The organism is Anoxybacillus dikiliensis (assembly GCF_050613275.1).
GTDB lineage: Bacteria > Bacillota > Bacilli > Bacillales > Anoxybacillaceae > Anoxybacillus.
In genome coordinates this window covers 1,942,215-1,961,144 of the sequence record NZ_CP187112.1, presented here as the reverse complement: position 1 = coordinate 1,961,144, position 18,930 = coordinate 1,942,215, and the positions used below count along the sequence as shown (strand labels likewise).

The 18,930-nt window shown below is 43.4% G+C and carries 22 protein-coding genes; 21 read left to right on the top strand and 1 reads right to left on the bottom strand.

Annotation, left to right across the window (positions count from 1 at the left end; translation table 11 throughout):
- Positions 1-58 precede the first annotated feature (58 nt).
- The 16 genes from ACPF7I_RS10405 (at position 59) to ACPF7I_RS10330 (ending at position 14,713) form a co-directional block, all read left to right on the top strand.
- The gene (locus ACPF7I_RS10405) at positions 59-250 is read left to right on the top strand and encodes a hypothetical protein (RefSeq protein WP_430743388.1); all 192 of its coding nucleotides are present in this window, start codon (positions 59-61) and stop codon (positions 248-250) included.
- 10 nt (positions 251-260) lie between these two features.
- A complete protein-coding gene (locus tag ACPF7I_RS10400) occupies positions 261-401 on the top strand; it encodes a YrzQ family protein (RefSeq protein ID WP_006320530.1) in 141 nt (46 codons plus the stop codon).
- Positions 402-491: 90 nt separating this feature from the next.
- A complete protein-coding gene (locus ACPF7I_RS10395) occupies positions 492-1,556 on the top strand; it encodes an AI-2E family transporter (RefSeq protein ID WP_430743389.1) in 1,065 nt (354 codons plus the stop codon).
- Between the two features lie 306 nt (positions 1,557-1,862).
- Positions 1,863-4,496, top strand: coding sequence for an alanine--tRNA ligase (alaS, locus tag ACPF7I_RS10390; protein ID WP_430743390.1), 2,634 nt, complete (start codon positions 1,863-1,865; stop codon positions 4,494-4,496).
- A gap of 81 nt (positions 4,497-4,577) precedes the next feature.
- Positions 4,578-4,844, top strand: coding sequence for an IreB family regulatory phosphoprotein (locus ACPF7I_RS10385; RefSeq protein ID WP_026011524.1), 267 nt, complete (start codon positions 4,578-4,580; stop codon positions 4,842-4,844).
- A 4-nt stretch (positions 4,845-4,848) separates the two neighbouring features.
- Complete coding sequence (gene ruvX, locus ACPF7I_RS10380) at positions 4,849-5,271, top strand: Holliday junction resolvase RuvX (protein WP_021093924.1); 423 nt, start codon at positions 4,849-4,851, stop codon at positions 5,269-5,271.
- 5 nt (positions 5,272-5,276) lie between these two features.
- Complete coding sequence (locus ACPF7I_RS10375; RefSeq protein WP_430745904.1) at positions 5,277-5,576, top strand: DUF1292 domain-containing protein; 300 nt, start codon at positions 5,277-5,279, stop codon at positions 5,574-5,576.
- 197 nt (positions 5,577-5,773) lie between these two features.
- On the top strand, positions 5,774-6,991 hold the full coding sequence (locus tag ACPF7I_RS10370; protein WP_430743391.1) for an RNA-guided endonuclease InsQ/TnpB family protein: 1,218 nt from the start codon (positions 5,774-5,776) through the stop codon (positions 6,989-6,991).
- A gap of 82 nt (positions 6,992-7,073) precedes the next feature.
- Positions 7,074-8,156 (top strand): endolytic transglycosylase MltG, encoded by a 1,083-nt coding sequence (gene mltG, locus ACPF7I_RS10365; protein ID WP_430743392.1) that lies wholly within the window; start codon positions 7,074-7,076, stop codon positions 8,154-8,156.
- A gap of 109 nt (positions 8,157-8,265) precedes the next feature.
- Positions 8,266-8,913, top strand: a complete 648-nt coding sequence (locus ACPF7I_RS10360; RefSeq protein WP_430743393.1) for an O-methyltransferase — start codon at positions 8,266-8,268, stop codon at positions 8,911-8,913.
- A 1-nt stretch (position 8,914) separates the two neighbouring features.
- Positions 8,915-9,844, top strand: coding sequence for a peptidase U32 family protein (locus tag ACPF7I_RS10355; protein ID WP_430743394.1), 930 nt, complete (start codon positions 8,915-8,917; stop codon positions 9,842-9,844).
- A gap of 19 nt (positions 9,845-9,863) precedes the next feature.
- Positions 9,864-11,117: a peptidase U32 family protein gene (locus ACPF7I_RS10350; protein ID WP_430743395.1), complete on the top strand. Its 1,254-nt coding sequence runs from the start codon at positions 9,864-9,866 to the stop codon at positions 11,115-11,117.
- Between the two features lies 1 nt (position 11,118).
- The gene (gene udk, locus ACPF7I_RS10345; RefSeq protein WP_430743396.1) at positions 11,119-11,754 is read left to right on the top strand and encodes a uridine kinase; all 636 of its coding nucleotides are present in this window, start codon (positions 11,119-11,121) and stop codon (positions 11,752-11,754) included.
- Between the two features lie 93 nt (positions 11,755-11,847).
- Positions 11,848-12,324, top strand: a complete 477-nt coding sequence (gene greA, locus ACPF7I_RS10340; RefSeq protein ID WP_009361671.1) for a transcription elongation factor GreA — start codon at positions 11,848-11,850, stop codon at positions 12,322-12,324.
- A 47-nt stretch (positions 12,325-12,371) separates the two neighbouring features.
- Positions 12,372-14,120: a peptidoglycan D,D-transpeptidase FtsI family protein gene (locus ACPF7I_RS10335; RefSeq protein ID WP_430743397.1), complete on the top strand. Its 1,749-nt coding sequence runs from the start codon at positions 12,372-12,374 to the stop codon at positions 14,118-14,120.
- Positions 14,117-14,713 carry a YrrS family protein gene (locus ACPF7I_RS10330; RefSeq protein WP_430743398.1) on the top strand — a complete coding sequence of 199 codons (597 nt, stop codon included), beginning with the start codon at positions 14,117-14,119 and terminating at the stop codon, positions 14,711-14,713. The genes ACPF7I_RS10335 and ACPF7I_RS10330 overlap by 4 nt, the downstream gene beginning before the upstream one ends.
- Before the next feature lie 4 nt (positions 14,714-14,717).
- Here ACPF7I_RS10330 and ACPF7I_RS10325 read toward each other — a convergent pair whose 3' ends face one another.
- A complete protein-coding gene (locus ACPF7I_RS10325; RefSeq protein ID WP_430743399.1) occupies positions 14,718-14,921 on the bottom strand; it encodes a DUF2536 family protein in 204 nt (67 codons plus the stop codon).
- A 135-nt stretch (positions 14,922-15,056) separates the two neighbouring features.
- Here ACPF7I_RS10325 and ACPF7I_RS10320 point away from each other — a divergent pair, with 135 nt between their 5' ends.
- The 5 genes from ACPF7I_RS10320 to ACPF7I_RS10300 all read left to right on the top strand — a co-directional run bounded on the left by ACPF7I_RS10320 (position 15,057) and on the right by ACPF7I_RS10300 (position 18,808).
- A complete protein-coding gene (locus tag ACPF7I_RS10320; protein WP_430743400.1) occupies positions 15,057-15,695 on the top strand; it encodes a class I SAM-dependent methyltransferase in 639 nt (212 codons plus the stop codon).
- An 18-nt stretch (positions 15,696-15,713) separates the two neighbouring features.
- Entirely contained in the window at positions 15,714-16,412 is a 699-nt protein-coding gene (gene mtnN, locus ACPF7I_RS10315; protein ID WP_430743401.1) for a 5'-methylthioadenosine/S-adenosylhomocysteine nucleosidase, read from the top strand.
- A gap of 44 nt (positions 16,413-16,456) precedes the next feature.
- On the top strand, positions 16,457-17,380 hold the full coding sequence (locus ACPF7I_RS10310) for a PLP-dependent cysteine synthase family protein (protein WP_430743402.1): 924 nt from the start codon (positions 16,457-16,459) through the stop codon (positions 17,378-17,380).
- A gap of 1 nt (position 17,381) precedes the next feature.
- Positions 17,382-18,515, top strand: a complete 1,134-nt coding sequence (locus ACPF7I_RS10305) for a bifunctional cystathionine gamma-lyase/homocysteine desulfhydrase (protein ID WP_430743403.1) — start codon at positions 17,382-17,384, stop codon at positions 18,513-18,515.
- Positions 18,516-18,577: 62 nt separating this feature from the next.
- Positions 18,578-18,808, top strand: a complete 231-nt coding sequence (locus tag ACPF7I_RS10300) for a YrhC family protein (protein WP_430743404.1) — start codon at positions 18,578-18,580, stop codon at positions 18,806-18,808.
- Positions 18,809-18,930 lie beyond the last annotated feature (122 nt).

Here is an 18,930-nt window from a genome sequence, read left to right as displayed (position 1 = left end):
TGTTTTCGTAAAAAAATGCCAATGATAGAAGAAAAAATAAAAAGGAGCGTGTCCTTTTATGTTAAAGTGTCCGAATTGTCAAAGTAAAGATTTAGGGAAAATCGGTGTTAATCAGTATTATTGTTGGAACTGCTTTATTGAGCTAACCGTTCAAAAAGGAATAATTCATACGCACCAAGTTGAAGAAGACGGGACGCTCAGCTCGCTCGATGATTTGTTTAGTGAACAAGAACGAACTTTGTCTTCGTAATGAAAGGAGAATGACGATGAATCGAACAATCGCTTCTTTAATTGCGATCGGTGCAGGAGTAGCCGCATATCAATTAGCACAACGAAACGGCGGCATGAATATGCGCAATGTGAGAAAAGTCGGCAAACAAATGTTGCGCCCATTTATGTAACGACAGACGGCATCCTGCTTATAGGGTGCCGTTTTGTTGTATAACATCTCCCTTTTATTTTCACACTATATAAGTAAGGGAGGGATTGTTTTGGAACATCCGCATATCCACTTTTTTGTTCGCGTAACGAAAATGTTGCTCGTTGTCATTTTGATTTATTTCGTTGTGAAATTAAAGAACGTATGGATACCATTTCTACATATGTTGATCAAATTAATTACACCGTTTCTCATCGCCGCGTTTATTACATATTTGCTTCATCCAGTCGTCGAATATATTCATCGGCGTGGCATGCCGAGGGCGTTAGCGATCCTTTTTATTTATGCGTTATTTTTTGGGGGAGTCGGCTTCGTTATTTACAAAGGGACACCGCTATTTATTGCTCAGCTAGAAGACTTGAATAAAAGTTTGCCGATGTTTGTGCGCACGTATGAACAGTGGACAACGACTATTCACGAAGAGACGGCGACATGGCCTTACGATGTGCATAAACGGGTTGAAGCGTTGATAACAGAAGCGGAATCGTTTATTAGCGAAGCGGTAACAGGCACGATTATCGGGTTAAAACAGTGGATTAATCGTCTCATCGTCTTCTTTATTATCCCGTTTATCGCTTTTTACATGTTAAAAGATGCCGAACTTATTAAAAAAACAGCATGGGAGCTAACTCCGAACAAATGGCGTAAAAAAGGTGTTCAATTTTTGCGCGATGTTGATAAAACGCTCGGCGGGTATATTCGGGGGCAATTGTTCGTATGCTTGCTCATTGGGACAGCTGCCACGCTTTCGTTTTGGCTCATCGGCATGAAATATCCGCTTTTACTCGGCATCATTGTCGGTGTGACGAACGTCATCCCATATTTCGGCCCGATCATTGGCGCCATTCCAGCAGCCATCATTGCTGCGACGATATCGATGAACATGTTGCTTCTTACTGTCGGCATCATCTTTGTTTTGCAGTTCATTGAAGGAAACATTTTATCCCCGCTTATCGTCGGGAAAAGTTTACATTTACATCCACTTATCATCATGTTTTCATTATTTGTCGGTGGAGAAGTTGGAGGGGTTCTCGGTTTAATTGTTGCTGTTCCTATCGTTGCCATTGCGAAGGCGACATTCCCCCACATTCGCTCGTTGAAAACGATGGCACATTGACAAAAAAAAGGGGCTTGTCTATAATTTTCACAAGAGTAATACATAAAAAACGATGAAGGATCGAGTATGTTACAGTCCATCTTAACGCGCTTTTGGCGCACAGAGAGGAATTTCCGCGGCTGAAAGAAATTCCAGATGAAGGGTAACAGAACGCTAATCCGGAGTGCAGGCAAACCCTGCCGACGAAGCCACGTTACGGCGGTTGAGGTGATGGACGTCTGTCCATAAACAGGGTGGTACCGCGAGCAAGCTCTCGTCCCTGAGCAGGGATGGGAGTTTTTTATATTTTTAAGGGAGGAAGGAAACGTGAAAAAGCTAACATCTGCTCAAGTACGTCAAATGTTTTTAGACTTTTTTAAAGAAAAAGGTCACGCCGTTGAGCCGAGCGCATCGCTTATTCCAATTGACGACCCGTCATTGTTATGGATTAATAGCGGTGTCGCAACGTTAAAAAAATATTTTGATGGCCGCGTCATTCCGGACAATCCGCGCATTTGCAACGCGCAAAAATCGATTCGTACAAACGACATCGAAAACGTCGGAAAAACGGCGCGCCATCATACGTTTTTTGAAATGCTCGGGAACTTTTCCATTGGTGATTATTTTAAACGAGAAGCCATTCATTGGGCATGGGAGTTTTTGACGAGTGAAAAATGGATCGGCTTTGACCCAAACCGTCTTTCTGTGACCATTCACCCGGAAGATGAAGAAGCATTTGACATTTGGCATAACGAAATTGGCTTGCCTGAAGAACGAATTATTCGATTAGAAGGAAACTTCTGGGATATTGGGGAAGGTCCGAGCGGCCCAAATACAGAAATTTTTTACGATCGCGGGGAACAATTTGGTAACGACCCGAACGACCCAGAATTATATCCGGGTGGAGAAAATGAGCGTTATTTAGAAGTATGGAACCTTGTCTTTTCTCAATTTAACCATAACCCTGACGGCACGTATACGCCGCTTCCGAAGAAAAATATTGATACAGGCATGGGATTAGAGCGGATGTGCTCGATTTTACAAGACGTGCCAACAAACTTTGATACCGATTTATTTATGCCGATCATTCGGGCGACAGAACAAATTTCAGGTGAAACATATCGCACCGATGCAGAAAAAGATGTCGCATTTAAAGTGATTGCCGACCATATTCGTACGGTGACGTTTGCCATTGGCGACGGAGCGCTTCCATCAAACGAAGGACGCGGCTATGTCTTACGCCGCTTATTGCGCCGGGCGGTTCGCTATGCAAAACAATTAAACATTCAACGTCCGTTTATGTATGAGCTCGTTCCAGTTGTCGGCGAAATTATGGTCGACTATTATCCGGAAGTGAAAGAAAAAGCACAATTTATTCAAAAAGTGATTAAAAACGAAGAAGAGCGTTTCCATGAAACGTTAAATGAAGGTCTTGCGATTTTAGCGAGCGTCATTGAAAAAGAAAAACAGCGTGGTAGCGACACGATTAGCGGCGAAGATGTATTCCGTTTGTACGATACATACGGCTTCCCTGTTGAATTAACAGAAGAGTATGCAGCGGAAGAAGGAATGAAAGTCGATCACGACGGTTTTGAACGCGAGATGGAACGTCAACGTGAGCGAGCACGTGCTGCACGCCAAGATGTTGATTCGATGCAAGTACAAGGTGGCGTATTAGGCGACATTAAAGTGGAAAGCACGTTTGTTGGCTACGAACAACTTTCTGTTTCCTCTGTCGTGGAAGTGATCGTAAAAGACGGTCAACTTGTGAATGAAGTGAGCGAAGGGCAAGAAGCGCAGGTCATTTTGCGTGAAACGCCGTTTTATGCAGAGAGCGGTGGACAAATTGCCGACCGTGGCTGGATCGAAGGAGAAACAGGAAAAGCGTACGTCAAAGACGTACAAAAAGCACCGAACGGCCAACATTTACATCATATCGTCGTCGAACAAGGTGTTATTCAAACAAACAGCACGTATACAGCTCGTGTCGATGAAGCTGCGCGCGTTCATATCGTGAAAAACCATACAGCGACGCATTTGTTACATCAAGCGTTAAAAGATGTGCTTGGCGTGCATGTAAACCAAGCGGGTTCACTCGTTGCGCCTGATCGTTTACGCTTTGACTTCACTCATTTCGGTCAAGTGAAACAAGAAGAACTTGAACAAATTGAGGCGATCGTCAACGAACAAATTTGGCGCAATCTTCCTGTAAACATCGACTATAAGCCGCTCGATGAAGCAAAAGCAATGGGGGCGATGGCGTTATTTGGAGAAAAATATGGCGACATCGTCCGCGTTGTGCAAGTAGGCGACTATAGCTTAGAGCTTTGCGGTGGTTGCCATGTCACAAATACGGCGGAAATTGGCTTGTTTAAAATCGTTTCTGAGTCAGGTATTGGCGCAGGCACACGCCGCATTGAAGCGGTCACAGGAAAAGCAGCGTATCGTTTAATGAACGATCAAATTGCATTGTTAAAAGAGGTAGCGGAAAAATTAAAAACGAACCCGAAAGATGTGCTCGCGCGCATCGATACGCTTATGAATGACATGCGCGAATTGCAGCGTGAAAATGAATCGCTTGCTGCCCGTTTAAGCCATATGGAAGCAGAAAACTTAGTCAACCAAACGAAAGAAATCAATGGCGTTCAACTTGTTGTAAGCAAAGTAAATAACGCCGATATGAACAGCTTACGTGCAATGGTCGACGATTTAAAACAAAAATTAGGATCAGCAATCATTGTGCTTGCTTCTGTACAACAAAATAAAGTAAACTTAATTGCCGGTGTCACAAACGACTTAATCGACCGCGGTTATCACGCTGGAAAACTCATTAAAGAAGTGGCGACACGTTGCGGCGGTGGCGGTGGCGGCCGAGCAGATATGGCACAAGCAGGCGGAAAAGATGCGAACAAAGTAGATGAAGCATTGAAATTTGTCGAGCAGTGGGTAAAATCTGTTTAATAAACGGTGGAAATCGTGTACAATGGATGTAAGGATGGATATGCCAGATTTCTCGGAACGTGAGAGTGGGGTGCAAAATCGGTGAGTTCGTTTGATAATACAATGCAATTTAACTTCTCGGAAGAACCGATGAACGTCGATGTTCGAGAAGTATTGCTTACTGTATACGACGCGTTGCAAGAAAAAGGATATAACCCGATTAACCAAATTGTCGGTTACTTATTGTCTGGTGATCCAGCTTACATCCCTCGCCATAAAGATGCCAGAAACTTAATTCGAAAAGTTGATCGTGACGAATTAATTGAAGAATTAGTGAAATTCTATTTACGAACACATCGCGAGGAATAGCCATATGCGTATTTTAGGATTAGACGTTGGAACGAAAACGCTCGGCGTTGCTGTAAGCGACGAATTAGGATGGACGGCTCAAGGCATCGAGACGATTCGCATCGATGAAGAACATGGCGAATATGGTTTTGACCGTTTGCGGCAACTGATCGAGCAATATGCGGTCGAAGAAATCGTTGTCGGGTTTCCGAAAAACATGAACGGCACGATCGGACCGCGCGGTGAAGCGACAAAACGCTTTGCAGAACAAGTGAAACAAACGTTTTCACTTCCTGTCGTCTTGTGGGACGAAAGGTTGTCTACGATGGCGGCAGAGCGCATGTTGATCGCTGCGGACGTCAGTCGGAAAAAGCGAAAGAAAGTGATCGACAAAATGGCCGCAGTGATGATTTTACAATCGTATTTGGACCATAAACAATTGAGGTGAACATGATGGAACACGGTGAAAAACACATTACAGTCGTTGATGAAGACGGCAACGAGCAGCTTTGTGAAGTATTATTTACGTTTGAATCTGAGGAATTCGGAAAATCTTATGTTTTGTACTACCCGATTGGTGCAGAAGAAGATGACAACGAAGAAATTGAAATTCATGCTTCTTCTTTTATCCCAGGAGAAGATGGGCAAGCAGGAGAATTGCAGCCGATCGAAACAGAAGAAGAATGGGAAATGATTGAGGAAATGTTAAACACATTCCTCGGTGAAGAAGACGAAGAAGAAATGGAAGGATAAGGAGCTGACTGCGCGTCAGCTTCTTTTTTTATTTATGTCGTGTCGGTGTTTGTAGTATGGTTCTGTTTTTTAATTCAATCGTAAATTCAATAAGATATATTTGAGATCATACTTCTTTTGTGATTATTTTTACATCTTATTGCATGGCTCTCTGATGAACATGTATAGTAAAAGAGAAAGCGAGGTGAACAACGATCATGATGGCGAATCGAGTGGAAAGGCATATGATTTGCGCCACTCATCCGTATTATCCGATGCTCGACGAGTATTGTTTTCGATCGAAAAACTTGTACAACTTCGCCAACTATCAAGTAAGGCAAACTTTTTTCCAATACGGCACGTATCTTTCTTACAACAAGCTAGACAAGCTGCTGAAAACAAAAGGGATGGACGCAGACTATCGAGCGATGCCAATGGCTCAATCCGCCCAACAAACGTTAAGAATGTTGCATCAAAATTGGAAGGCATTTTTTAAATCGATGAAAGATTGGACAAAAAACAAAAACAAATATACAGGCAGACCGAAACCGCCCAAATATCTCAAAAAAGACGGACGATATGTACTTGTGCTAACAAATCAATCATGCAAAGTCGTCGATGAACAAATCACTTTTCCTGCCTGTTTCCAAGGTTTTCAACTAAAGACAAACATGAAAGGGAGGCTTCAACAAGTCCGATTTATTCCAAAACACCGCCATATCATCGTCGAAGTCGTTTACAACATTCCTATCCCAGCGCAAAAACAAGATCGCAACAGATACATCAGTATTGATTTAGGATTAGATAACTTCGCAACCATTGTGAACAACGTGGGCAAACAACCGATCGTGATCAATGGTAAAGGTCTAAAATCCGTTAATCAATACTACAACAAACAAATGAACCACTACCGCAAAGTAGCAAAACAGATGAATGGACTCGATTGGACAAAACGAATGAGCAAAATGACAGAAAAACGAAATCGCATCGTGGAAAACTTTATGCACCAAGCGAGTGCCTTTGTCATGAAACATGCGTTGTCTTTAGACTGCGATACGATTGTGGTGGGGATGAATAAAGATTGGAAGCGTGAAGTCCATCTCGGAAAGCGTACGAATCAAGCGTTCGTTCACATTCCGTATCAAACGTTTCTTCATCAGTTGCAGTATAAAGCCGAACAGCATGGGATTCGCATCATCGTGACAGAAGAAAGCTATACATCGAAATGCAGTTTTTTAGACATGGAAGAAATGAAGAAACAAAAGCAATACAAAGGAAAACGAATCAAGCGTGGACTGTTTCAATCTGAAAACGGAACGCTTATCCACGCAGATGTCAATGGAGCATATAACATTATGAGAAAAGTATTCCCAAAGGCGTTCGCCAATGGGATAGCGGGTGTGGGGTTACACCCAATCCGAGTACATGTCGCTTAAACGACGTGGACGGATAAACAATTTTATTAAAATCTTTGATAAAATTGATAACCTAATGTCAAAAGTGAGGGAAGGATAGCGCATGTTACAGGAACATGAAGCAAAAACGGTGCGAAAAATTGTTTTATATATTACTGCACCTCTTTTATTCCTTATGATTGTTGCTTGCATTGGCTTGTTTGTATATATTCGTTCCGCATTGCAGCCTGTGGATCCGAATGATCGAACGCCGATTCAAGTAGACATTCCGATCGGCTCATCCATATATACGATTGCCAACATATTAGAAAAAAACGGCATAGTGAAAGATGCAACGATTTTTCGCTACTACGTAAAATTTAAAAACCATGCGGACTTTCAAGCCGGCAATTATACATTTACAAAAGCAATGACATTTGAACAAATTGTAAAGCAACTTAAAACAGGAAAAGTTGTGAAAGAACCGAAATTGAAAATAACGATTCCAGAAGGAAAACAGCTGACGCAAATTGCGACGATTATGTCACAAAAGACGGGCTATTCTACAGAAGACATTATGGCGAAATTAACAAATCGCACGTATATTGAAGAGTTAATGAAAAAATACCCTTCTGTTTTAACGGCGGATATTTTAAACAAAGATATTCGTTATGCGCTTGAAGGATATTTATTCCCAGCAACATATTCGTTTATGGAAGAAAAACCGCCACTTGAAGAAATGATTGAAACAATGATCGCCAAAACGGAAGAAATATTGGCGAAATATACAGAAGATATGGAAGCGCGCGGCATGACAGTTCATCAATTGTTAACGATGGCGTCACTTATTGAAGAAGAGGCGACAGAAAAAGCGGATCGCGAAAAAATTGCTAGTGTGTTTTACAATCGATTGGAAAAAGGAATGCCCCTTCAAACGGACCCAACGGTTTTATATGCGCTCGGAAAGCATAAACAACGTGTATATTACAAAGACTTGGAAGTAAACTCACCGTACAACACATATATGCACAAAGGACTTCCACCAGGGCCAATTGCAAATGCGGGAGAAATGTCTCTTCATGCGGCGCTTCATCCAGCGGAAACGGACTACTTTTACTTTTTAGCAACACCAACGGGCGATGTTATTTTTACAAAAACGCTTGACGAACATAATCGTGAGAAGGCAAAATATATCGGAAAGCAATAAAACGTTCGCTTTTTATTTTGATTTATGGTAGTATATATAAAGTTATGGATCGTGATGAAACAAGAGTTCAATTCGTTTGAACTCTTGTTTTTGCGAGGAGGACAGTTCGTTGGTAAATGAGGAAATGATTCAATATTTAGAACGATTACTACCAAAAAAAGAAGAAGCGATCGTAGCGATGGAACGATATGCGCATGAACATAACGTTCCGATTATGGATGCGCTTAGCATCGAAACGATGTTGCACATGTTAAAACTCGTTCAACCGATGCGCATTTTAGAAATTGGCACAGCGATCGGCTACTCCGCCATTCGAATGGCGAAAGCGTTGCCGCATGTACACATTGTCACGATCGAACGCGATGAAGAGCGCTATAAACAAGCGCTCGTTTATGTAGAGGAAACGAATACAAAAGAGCAAATGACGTTATTGTTTGGTGATGCGCTCGATATGGGCGACGAGGTAAAAAAGTATGCCCCTTTTGACGTATTATTTATTGACGCGGCAAAAGGGCAATATCGCCGCTTTTTTGAGTTGTACGAGCCGCTATTAAGCGAGCGAGGAATCATTATAACAGATAACGTATTGTTTAAAGGGCTTGTCGCTACACATGAACCGATTGAACAAAAACGCATTCGCCAGCTTATTAAAAAAATTCAAGCGTATAACGAATGGCTGATGGCGCATCCGCGCTATGAGACGGTTATCATTCCGATCGGGGATGGAATAGCGATATCGAGAAAAAGAGGTGAATAAAATGAAAAAACCAGAATTGCTTGTTACACCAACGAGCGTTGCACATATGGAACAACTTGCTCAAGCGGGAGCAGACGCCGTCGTCATTGGTGAACAACGGTACGGCTTGCGTCTAGCAGGGGAGTTTTCCCGACAACATATCATCGATGCGATGCACGTGGCACGAAAGTACGGATTGCGCGTATATGTTGCGATGAATGCGCTTTTTCATAACGATAAAGTGGATGAACTAAGCGATTACGTTCGCTTTTTATCCGAACAACAAGTGGATGCGATCGTATTTGGCGATCCAGCGGTGTTAATGACCGTGCGAGAAGTCGCACCGCATATGAAACTACATTGGAATACAGAAACGACAGCGACAAACTGGTATGCGTGCAACTATTGGGGACGAAAAGGAGCGAAACGTGCCGTCTTAGCGCGAGAGTTAAACATGGACGAAATAATTGATATTAAAAATCATGCGGAAGTGGAAATTGAAGTGCAAGTACACGGCATGACGTGCATGTTTCAGTCGAAGCGGTCCCTCATCGGCAACTATTTTGAATATCAAGGCAAGTTTATGGAAGTACAACAAATGAAATATGCGAAAGGTCTTTTTTTATACGATAAAGAGCGCGACAATAAATATCCGATTTTTGAAGATGAAAACGGTACGCACATTATGAGTCCAAATGACATTTGCATGATCGATGAACTTGAAGACATGATCGATGCGGGCATCGATAGCTTTAAAATTGACGGCGTGCTTCATGAGCCAGAGTATATGACAGAAGTGACGAAATTATATCGTCGCGCGATCGATTTGTGCGCAGAAAATCGCGAGCAATACGAAGAAGAAAAAGGCGAGTTGCTTGCGCGCATTGAAGCGATTCAACCAACACATCGTCCGTTAGACACCGGCTTTTTCTTTAAAGAAACGGTATATTAAACGAAAAGGAGGGAGACGTATGAGCATATCACAAATCATCGACGGGAAGCGCGTCATTGTAAAAAAGCCTGAGTTGCTTGCGCCAGCCGGCAACTTAGAAAAGCTAAAAGTAGCTGTGCATTACGGAGCGGACGCTGTTTTTATCGGTGGACAAGAATACGGCCTTCGTTCAAATGCCGACAACTTTACGCTTGAAGAAATGGCAGAAGGTGTACAATTTGCAAAGCAATATGGAGCAAAAATTTACGTCACGACAAACATTTACGCTCATAATGAAAACATTCCAGGGTTAGAAGAATATTTGCGCGGCTTAGAGCGCGTTGGTGTGCACGGCATTATCGTTGCCGACCCGCTCATTATTGAAACCGCACGCCGCGTCGCACCGAAATTAGAAGTGCACTTAAGTACACAACAATCGCTCACGAACTGGAAAGCGGTGCAATTTTGGAAAGAAGAAGGGCTCGAACGTGTCGTTTTAGCACGCGAAACAAGCGCGGAAGAAATTCGTGAAATTAAAGAGAAAGTCGATATTGAAATTGAAACGTTTATTCACGGTGCGATGTGTATTGCGTATTCCGGACGTTGCGTATTAAGCAACCATATGACTGCGCGCGATTCAAACCGCGGTGGCTGTTGTCAGTCGTGCCGCTGGGATTACGATTTGTACAAGCTCGAAGGAGACCGCGCCATCGCATTGTTTGATGAAAACGACGATCCGTTTGCAATGAGCCCGAAAGATTTAAATTTAATTCAGTCCATTCCAAAAATGATTGAGCTTGGCATTGATAGTTTAAAAATTGAAGGACGCATGAAGTCGATTCACTACGTCGCAACGGTTGTGAGCGTGTATCGTAAAGTAATTGATGCATATTGTGCTGATCCTGACAATTTCGTCATTCGGAAAGAGTGGCTAGATGAGCTAGATAAATGTGCGAACCGCGATACAGCGCCAGCCTTTTTTGAAGGTGTTCCGGGCTATAAAGAGCAAATGTTTGGGGTGCATAGTAAAAAGACGACGTACGATTTCGTCGGTCTCGTCCTAGACTATGACAAAGACACAGGTATCGTGACGTTACAACAACGCAACTTCTTTAAACCGGGCGATGAAGTAGAATTTTTCGGACCTGAAATTGAAAACTTTACACAAGTTATTGAAACCATCTGGGATGAAGAAGGAAACGAGCTTGATGCGGCTCGCCATCCGCTCCAAATCGTTCGCTTTAAAGTCGATCGCGAAGTTTTCCCATACAACATGATGAGAAAGGGGCACTAACATGAGGAAGAAACCGGTTGTCATCGGGGTCGCTGGCGGCTCCGGTTCGGGGAAAACGACCGTTACGAAAGCCATTTATGAACATTTTCAAGGACATTCCATTTTAATGCTTGAACAAGACTATTATTATAAAGACCAAAGTCACTTACCGTTTGAAGAACGATTAAAAACAAACTACGATCATCCGCTCGCTTTTGATAACGATTTACTGATTGACCATATTAACAAGCTTTTAAATTACGAGCCGATTGATAAGCCTGTATACGACTATACGCTTCATACGCGTTCAAACGAAGTCATTCGCGTTGAACCGAAAGATGTCATTATTTTAGAAGGCATTCTTGTATTAGAAGACGAACGACTGCGCAACTTAATGGATATTAAGGTGTACGTCGATACAGATGCGGACATTCGCATCATTCGCCGCTTATTGCGCGACATTAAAGAACGCGGCCGCACGCTTGAATCGGTCATTGAACAATATGTAAACGTCGTGCGCCCGATGCACAATCAATTTATTGAACCGACGAAACGATATGCCGACATTATTATTCCAGAAGGCGGACATAACCATGTCGCTATCGATTTAATGGTTACAAAAATTCAAACGATTCTTGAACAAAAGTCTATTTTGTAATACCATAGCATAGATAATATGTAAACTTTTTGCCTTTTGTACGAACAGCCCGTTCGTACATTTTCCGTACATAAATAAAAAGGAGTGAGTTACATGTCAATGGAAAAAGAATACCCAATGACGAAAGCAGGGAAGGAGAAGCTCGAGCAAGAACTTGAATATTTAAAAACGGTGAAGCGAAAAGAAGTGGTAGAGCGCATTCAAATCGCGCGCAGTTTCGGAGATCTATCAGAAAACTCGGAGTACGATGCAGCCAAAGATGAGCAAGCGTTCGTTGAATCACGCATTCAAATGCTTGAAAATATGATTCGCAATGCGAAAATTATTGAAGAAGATTTAGAAAGCACAGACGTCGTATCGCTCGGAAGAACGGTGACATTTATCGAGCTTCCAGATGGGGAAGAAGAATCGTATACGATCGTCGGTAGTGCAGAAGCGGATCCATTTGAAGGAAAAATTTCAAACGACTCTCCAATTGCTAAATCTCTTATCGGTCGCCGCGTTGGCGAAGAAGTGACGGTTCATACGCCTGGTGGCGATATGGTTGTAAAAATCGTCGCGGTAAAATAGGTTTTAAAATGTGACACCTCGTCGACAATGAAGACGAGGTGTTTTTTATGATAAAAAAACGAATCATCGTCATCTTAACGATGATACAATTAGGAATACTTGCGCTCGCAGGGCGACTCGTTCAACTACAACTCGTTAGCACCGAGTCGTTTCATGGGGTGAATTTAATTGAAGCAAGCGTCGCACAGCGGACGGAACAGCTTGTCATCGATAACGGACGCGGCATGTTCGTCGCTCGAAACGGCGAGCCGCTCACATATGAATACATCCCGACGCTCGTGTTATTTCCTTTTTTAAAAAAAATGGACTGGCCCATTGATCAAATCGCAACGATTGTTTCCATACCAAAAGAAACGATAAAACAGCAGCTTGAAACGGCGAAAGGTCCGATCATTTTGCACGATGGACAACAACCAATTCAACTGCAACCTTGGCAAATGGAACGAATTAATGATTTGCGCATTCCAGGTGTGATCGCTGTTCACAAGCAGTATGATCTGAAACAAAAATATGCTCAACATGTCATCGGGTTACTTGGAGAAAACGAAAAGTTGCTGAAGGAGCGATATGGCGACCGCAAATTATCACAAAAAACAAAAATAGGCGTGTCTGGCTTACAAAGTTCGTTTGATGAATTTTTAATTCCTGATGGCGAAACGAAGTTATTGTATCACGTAGATGCTCGCGGTGAGCCGCTGTTTGGGATGGATGTGAAATATACGGAGCAAGCAAATCCATTTTATCCGATTACTGTGCAAACGACGATTGATCGCACCCTTCAACAGCGTGTTGAACAAATTGTAGCGCAACATGGCATGGAAAAAGGGGCTGTCGTCTTACTTGATGTCAAAACAAATGACGTCCTCGCTTTAGCGAGCGCCCCAGCAATTGATGAGCGAAACCCGTACAAAGATGGAGCGATGGAAAATAAAGCGCTTCTTCCGCAAGTGCCAGGCTCTGTTTTTAAAGTGGTCGTTGCAGCTGCTGCGCTTGAACATGGACTTATTCACGGACAGACGTTTAACTGTGATCAAAAAATTAACGGTGAGCCAGAAGAAAAAAAGAGAGGGATGCGCACGTTTGAAGATAGTTTTGCGATTAGTTGCAACCGAACGTTTGGAGAGTTAGGAAAACAGTTGATTGCGATAGATAAAAACGTGTTTGAGACATATGCCCAAAAACTTGGACTGTTGCCGCGCGTTGGTTGGGAAGGAGATGTATATCATTTTTCATCGTTTCGCCCGCTTCATGAAGAGAAAAAAGGGAACATTTGGGGAGATGAACGTGATAAACATATTCCGCTTGCCGTCGCGCAAACGTCCATTGGACAGAAAGATGTGCGCGTTTCACCGCTTGCGGTCGCGAATATGATGGCGACGATTGCGCGCGGTGGAGAGGCGAAACAAGTACGCATCGTTCAAAAAATGATGTATAAAGACGGAACGACGTTTTTTGCATTTGATGAGAAGCGATTAACGATGGATTCATTGCGCAAAGAGACGATAGACCAACTGCACGAACTGTTACAACTTGTTGTGACGCACCGAGAAGGGACGGGCCGTTCGTTTCAATCGTTGCCTTACGCCGTAGCAGGAAAATCAGGAACGGCACAAACAGGAAAAAATGACGTAGTGAACAAATGGTTTGCAGGTTATTTTCCAGCTGACCGTCCAAAATATGCGCTCGTTGTGGTACAATTAGAAACAACGTCCTCTGCCGCCGTCACGAACAGCGTATTTGCCGATATCGTTCGTGCCACATACGAGTTGGAACAGAAAGGAAGGTATCAACAGTGAGCAGCCGTTTTGCCAAACGTTCAAAACAAAGAAAAGTGAATCGTGTATTGAATACGTTCATTGCGATTGTGTTTGCGCTTATTTTATTTTTCGGATGGAAATGGTTGTTCGCTAACGATCGTTCTGTCAAGGAAACGAACGCTTCTCCGCAACCGGTTGAAGTGGAAACAAATGAGCCGTCAAGCGATGAGCAACCATCTGAAACGGAAACAGAAACAAATGAACAACAGCCGAACGACAACGTACAAGAAACGGTTGTTGAAGATCCAAATTCAAACGTCATTCGCGAAATTGTTAACCCGTCATGGCAACCGATCGGTACAACTCAATCGGAGCCGCATGTGACACAATATGATAAAAACTCTGTTGATTGGAAGGAAATGCTCGATGCCATTAGTTATGCGACAGGCATTTCTTCTTCTGATCTGATCGTCTGGTTTATCGGAAACGGAGGAAGCCCGAACCACGCGGTTGCTACCGTCTCAAAAAAAGATAAAACAGAACATTATAAAGTATTTATCGAATGGGTGACCGACGAAGGTTGGAAGCCGACAAAAGTGCAACAACTAAAAGAAATAGAGCGCCGTCCGTGACGCTCTATTTTTTTGCTTTAAAATGCACCATCGCACTGTATAAATGTTGTCCGTTTTCTAACAGCTGTACGTCATACGACACATGATGCACTTCAAGCATAATCGCTTTGTTATGTTCAATTTGTTCATTAATTTTCTTTTCCAATGTTTTTAAATCTGTCGCTTCAAAAAACTCCACTTTATCTTGAATGAGATCAAACGTAATCATCGTCTTCCTCCTTTCTACACGTAGTTTAACACATTTCCATTGAACATCTAAAAAAAATATGATAGATTGAGAACAGTAATACGTTTAATTCATACTATACTTATAGGAATTATTATGATTATGGAGTGTGACATCATGGGACGTGAGTTTTTAGACATCTTTGAAACGTGGGCACAGTCGTACGATTCGTCTGTATACGGACACGATGAACAATATCGTGACGTATTTGACGGATATGAGACGATTTTAAATACAGTCGTTGAAAAAAGTGGCGATGTCGTGCTAGAGTTCGGCGTTGGTACAGGAAATTTAACGAAAAAGCTTATCGAGGCGAAAAAAATAGTGTACGGCATCGAGCCGTCTGCACCGATGCGCGAGCTAGCGAAAGAAAAACTTGGAGATGTGTCCGTTGCGGACGGAGACTTTTTACAATTTCCGTTGCCGAATGAACCGATCGATACGATCGTGAGCACGTATGCGTTTCACCATTTAACAGACGAGGAAAAAGAAGAAGCGATCGGCAAATATAGCGCACTTCTTCGTAAAGGTGGTAAAATAGTGTTTGCTGATACAGCGTTTATCGACCGCGAAGCGCACGAGGCGATGATTGCAGAAGCAAAACAAAAAGGATTCGTCGATTTAGCCGAAGATTTGCAACGGGAATATTACACGACGATTCCTGCTCTTGAGCATATGTTTACAACGCACGGTTTTACCGTCACATTTACGCCAATGAATCGTTTCGTCTGGTTGATGGAGGCTGTGAAACAATAAGTGAAAGAGGTTGAAACGATGAAAATAGCAATCATTGGAGCGATGGAAGAAGAAGTGGCGATTTTGCGAGAAAAAATAGCGAACCGAACAGAAACGACGGTAGCGAATTGTTCTTTTTATAGCGGCACGTTAGATGGGGCAGACGTCGTTTTATTAAAATCAGGTATCGGTAAAGTGAATGCAGCGATGTCGACGACGATTTTACTTGAACGTTTTGCGCCAGATGTCGTCATCAACACAGGTTCGGCTGGCGGTTTTGCGCCATCATTAAACGTCGGAGATATCGTCATTTCGACTGAAGTTGTCCATCACGATGTCGACGTCACCGCATTCGGCTATGCATACGGTCAAGTGCCAGGCATGCCAGCGCGCTATAAGGCAGATGAGCGATTAGTACAAGCAGCTGAAACGAGCGCCGCGCACATTCGCGACATTCAAGTGGCGAAAGGATTGATTGCGACAGGCGATTCCTTTATGCACGATCCAGCGCGCGTTGATTTCGTACGCACGCAGTTTCCTGATTTATATGCTGTGGAAATGGAAGCGGCTGCGATTGCGCAAGTATGCCATCAGTTTGGTGTGCCGTTTGTCGTCATTCGCGCTTTATCAGACATCGCTGGCAAACAGTCGAACGTATCGTTTGAACAATTTTTACAAAAAGCAGCCCTTCATTCATCTGAGCTTGTTCAATTAATGGTGAGCGAGTTAAACAAATAGGAGAGTTTTCCTCTCCTTCTTTTTATCTTTCGGGAGGTTACATCATGAAAGTAGCGAAAAACGTGCATGAATTAATCGGACAGACGCCGATCGTTGAAATTACGCAATTTCCGCTGCCAAAAGGGGTGCGCATATTTGCGAAATTAGAATATTTTAACCCGGGCGGAAGCGTCAAAGATCGTCTCGGCCAAGAGCTGCTAAACGATGCACTAGCGACAGGCAAGTTAAAAGAAGGCGGAACGATTATTGAACCGACGGCAGGAAATACAGGCATTGGACTGGCGCTTGCGGCGATCGGAAAAAACATTCGCGTCATTTTTTGCGTCCCCGAAAAGTTCAGCATCGAAAAACAACAACTGATGCGCGCGCTTGGCGCAACAGTAATCAACACCCCAACGAGCGAAGGGATGGAAGGAGCGATCCGAAAAGCGAAAGAGTTGGCGGCTGAAATTCCAAACTCCTACTGCCCACAGCAGTTCGCTAATCCAGCGAACCCGCGCACGTATTATAAAACGCTCGGTCCAGAAATTTGGGAGCAACTGGACGGACATATTGACGTATTTGTCGCCGGTGCAGGAACAGGCGGTACATTTATGGGAACGGCGCAATTTTTAAAGGAGAAAAATGCGCGTGTGAAAACGGTCATCGTAGAACCAGAAGGCTCGATTTTAAACGGTGGAAAACCGGGTCCGCACCGAACGGAAGGCATCGGTATGGAGTTTTTACCGACGTATATGGATCCGAGCTATTTTGATGCGATTCATACGATACTTGATGATGATGCGTTTCGGCGCGTGAAAGAGTTGGCGCAAAAGGAAGGCTTGCTTGTTGGTAGCTCGTCTGGTGCGGCGTTTCATGCTGCGTTATTAGAGGCGGAACAGGCGAAAGAAGGAACGAACATTGTCGTCGTGTTTCCAGATAGTAGCGAACGGTATTTAAGTAAACATATTTACGAAGGCGGGATGTAACGTGAGAAGAAAGACGAAATTCATTCATGGTGGCATTGCTGGAGATGTGCATACAGGGGCTGTTTCTGTTCCGATTTATCAAGTGAGCACATATAAACAAGAAGCGGTCGGCGTGCATAAAGGATATGAATATTCACGCACAGGCAACCCGACGCGCCATGCGTTAGAGGAGCTCATTAAAGATGTGGAAGAAGGATATGCTGGCTTTGCGTTTAGTTCAGGTATGGCGGCCATTACCGCAGTTATGATGTTGTTCAATAGCGGCGATCACGTTATTTTAACAGATGACGTATACGGTGGCACATACCGCGTCATGACGAAAGTATTAACCCGCCTCGGCATTGAATCGACATTTGTCGATACGAGCGACCTAGCAAACATTGAAGCGCACATTCAACAAAATACGAAGGCGATTTATATTGAAACGCCAACGAATCCGCTATTGAAAATTACCGATATACAAGGGGCATCCGCGCTTGCCAAACGTCACGGTTTACTAATGATCGTTGATAATACGTTTAGCACGCCGTATTGGCAAACGCCAATAGCTCTCGGCGCTGACATCGTCATTCATAGCGCCACAAAATATTTAGGCGGTCATAGCGACGTCGTCGCAGGGCTTGTCGTCGTCAACTCCGAACAGCTAGCGACCGATTTACACTTTATCCAAAACTCGACTGGCGGCATTCTCGGTCCGCAAGATTCATGGCTGTTGATGCGCGGCATAAAGACGCTTGGCATTCGCATGGAAGAACACGAACAAAATACGCGCAAAATCGTTGAATTTTTAATCAACCATCCAGCTGTCACGCGCGTATATTATCCTGGTCTCCCGTCTCATCCAAACTATGACGTAGCGAAAAAACAAATGCGCGGCTTTGGCGGCATGGTATCTTTTGACGTTGGAAGCGCCGAAAAAGCGGAACAAGTGTTGACGCGCGTCCGCTACTTTACACTTGCGGAAAGTTTAGGTGCAGTAGAAAGTTTAATTTCCCTCCCAGCAAAAATGACGCACGCCTCTATTCCGAAAGAGCGTCGCGACGAATTGGGTATTACTGACGGGCTCATTCGCATTTCTGTTGGATTAGAAGATGCTGACGATTTAATAGAAGATTTAGCACAAGCTTTGGCATAAATTACATCGCCCCCTTTTTCAGCTCCTATGATACATTGAAAAGAGGAAAGGGGGCGATCGGTTTGGACGAGCAAAAACAAAATTGGTTAGGAAAAGCGCGCGACTATAAAGCATATAGTCTCGTTTTATTTGCTGTTAGCGCCTTTTTATATATCGGCACACTCATTCCAGAAGCGATCGACGTAACAAAGCGCCCGCTCGTAATCGGAGGCGTATTCGTACTTATGCTTGCATCGATCATTTTCTCCCACCGCGCCAACACATATTTGCGCAAATTAGAGGATGAACAGTAAATTCCCCTGTTTTCGTACAAAGAAAAAACGTGTAAAATAAAAGAAAACGGGTAAAGGGGGAATAAACGATGATGTGGATGATTACAGGTCTAGTCATTACAGCTGTTATCGGTTTCGTTATT

Coding starts and splice junctions, on each gene's coding strand:
- mtnN (WP_430743401.1), top strand. CDS start 15,714: ATGAAAATAGCAATCATTGGAGCGATGGAAGAAGAAGTGGCGATTTTG.
- ACPF7I_RS10310 (WP_430743402.1), top strand. CDS start 16,457: ATGAAAGTAGCGAAAAACGTGCATGAATTAATCGGACAGACGCCGATC.
- ACPF7I_RS10320 (WP_430743400.1), top strand. CDS start 15,057: ATGGGACGTGAGTTTTTAGACATCTTTGAAACGTGGGCACAGTCGTAC.
- ACPF7I_RS10375 (WP_430745904.1), top strand. CDS start 5,277: ATGGAACACGGTGAAAAACACATTACAGTCGTTGATGAAGACGGCAAC.
- ACPF7I_RS10335 (WP_430743397.1), top strand. CDS start 12,372: ATGATAAAAAAACGAATCATCGTCATCTTAACGATGATACAATTAGGA.
- ACPF7I_RS10350 (WP_430743395.1), top strand. CDS start 9,864: ATGAGCATATCACAAATCATCGACGGGAAGCGCGTCATTGTAAAAAAG.
- ACPF7I_RS10400 (WP_006320530.1), top strand. CDS start 261: ATGACGATGAATCGAACAATCGCTTCTTTAATTGCGATCGGTGCAGGA.
- greA (WP_009361671.1), top strand. CDS start 11,848: ATGTCAATGGAAAAAGAATACCCAATGACGAAAGCAGGGAAGGAGAAG.
- udk (WP_430743396.1), top strand. CDS start 11,119: ATGAGGAAGAAACCGGTTGTCATCGGGGTCGCTGGCGGCTCCGGTTCG.
- ACPF7I_RS10355 (WP_430743394.1), top strand. CDS start 8,915: ATGAAAAAACCAGAATTGCTTGTTACACCAACGAGCGTTGCACATATG.
- ACPF7I_RS10370 (WP_430743391.1), top strand. CDS start 5,774: ATGATGGCGAATCGAGTGGAAAGGCATATGATTTGCGCCACTCATCCG.
- ACPF7I_RS10325 (WP_430743399.1), bottom strand. CDS start 14,921: ATGATTACGTTTGATCTCATTCAAGATAAAGTGGAGTTTTTTGAAGCG.
- ACPF7I_RS10405 (WP_430743388.1), top strand. CDS start 59: ATGTTAAAGTGTCCGAATTGTCAAAGTAAAGATTTAGGGAAAATCGGT.
- ruvX (WP_021093924.1), top strand. CDS start 4,849: ATGCGTATTTTAGGATTAGACGTTGGAACGAAAACGCTCGGCGTTGCT.
- mltG (WP_430743392.1), top strand. CDS start 7,074: ATGTTACAGGAACATGAAGCAAAAACGGTGCGAAAAATTGTTTTATAT.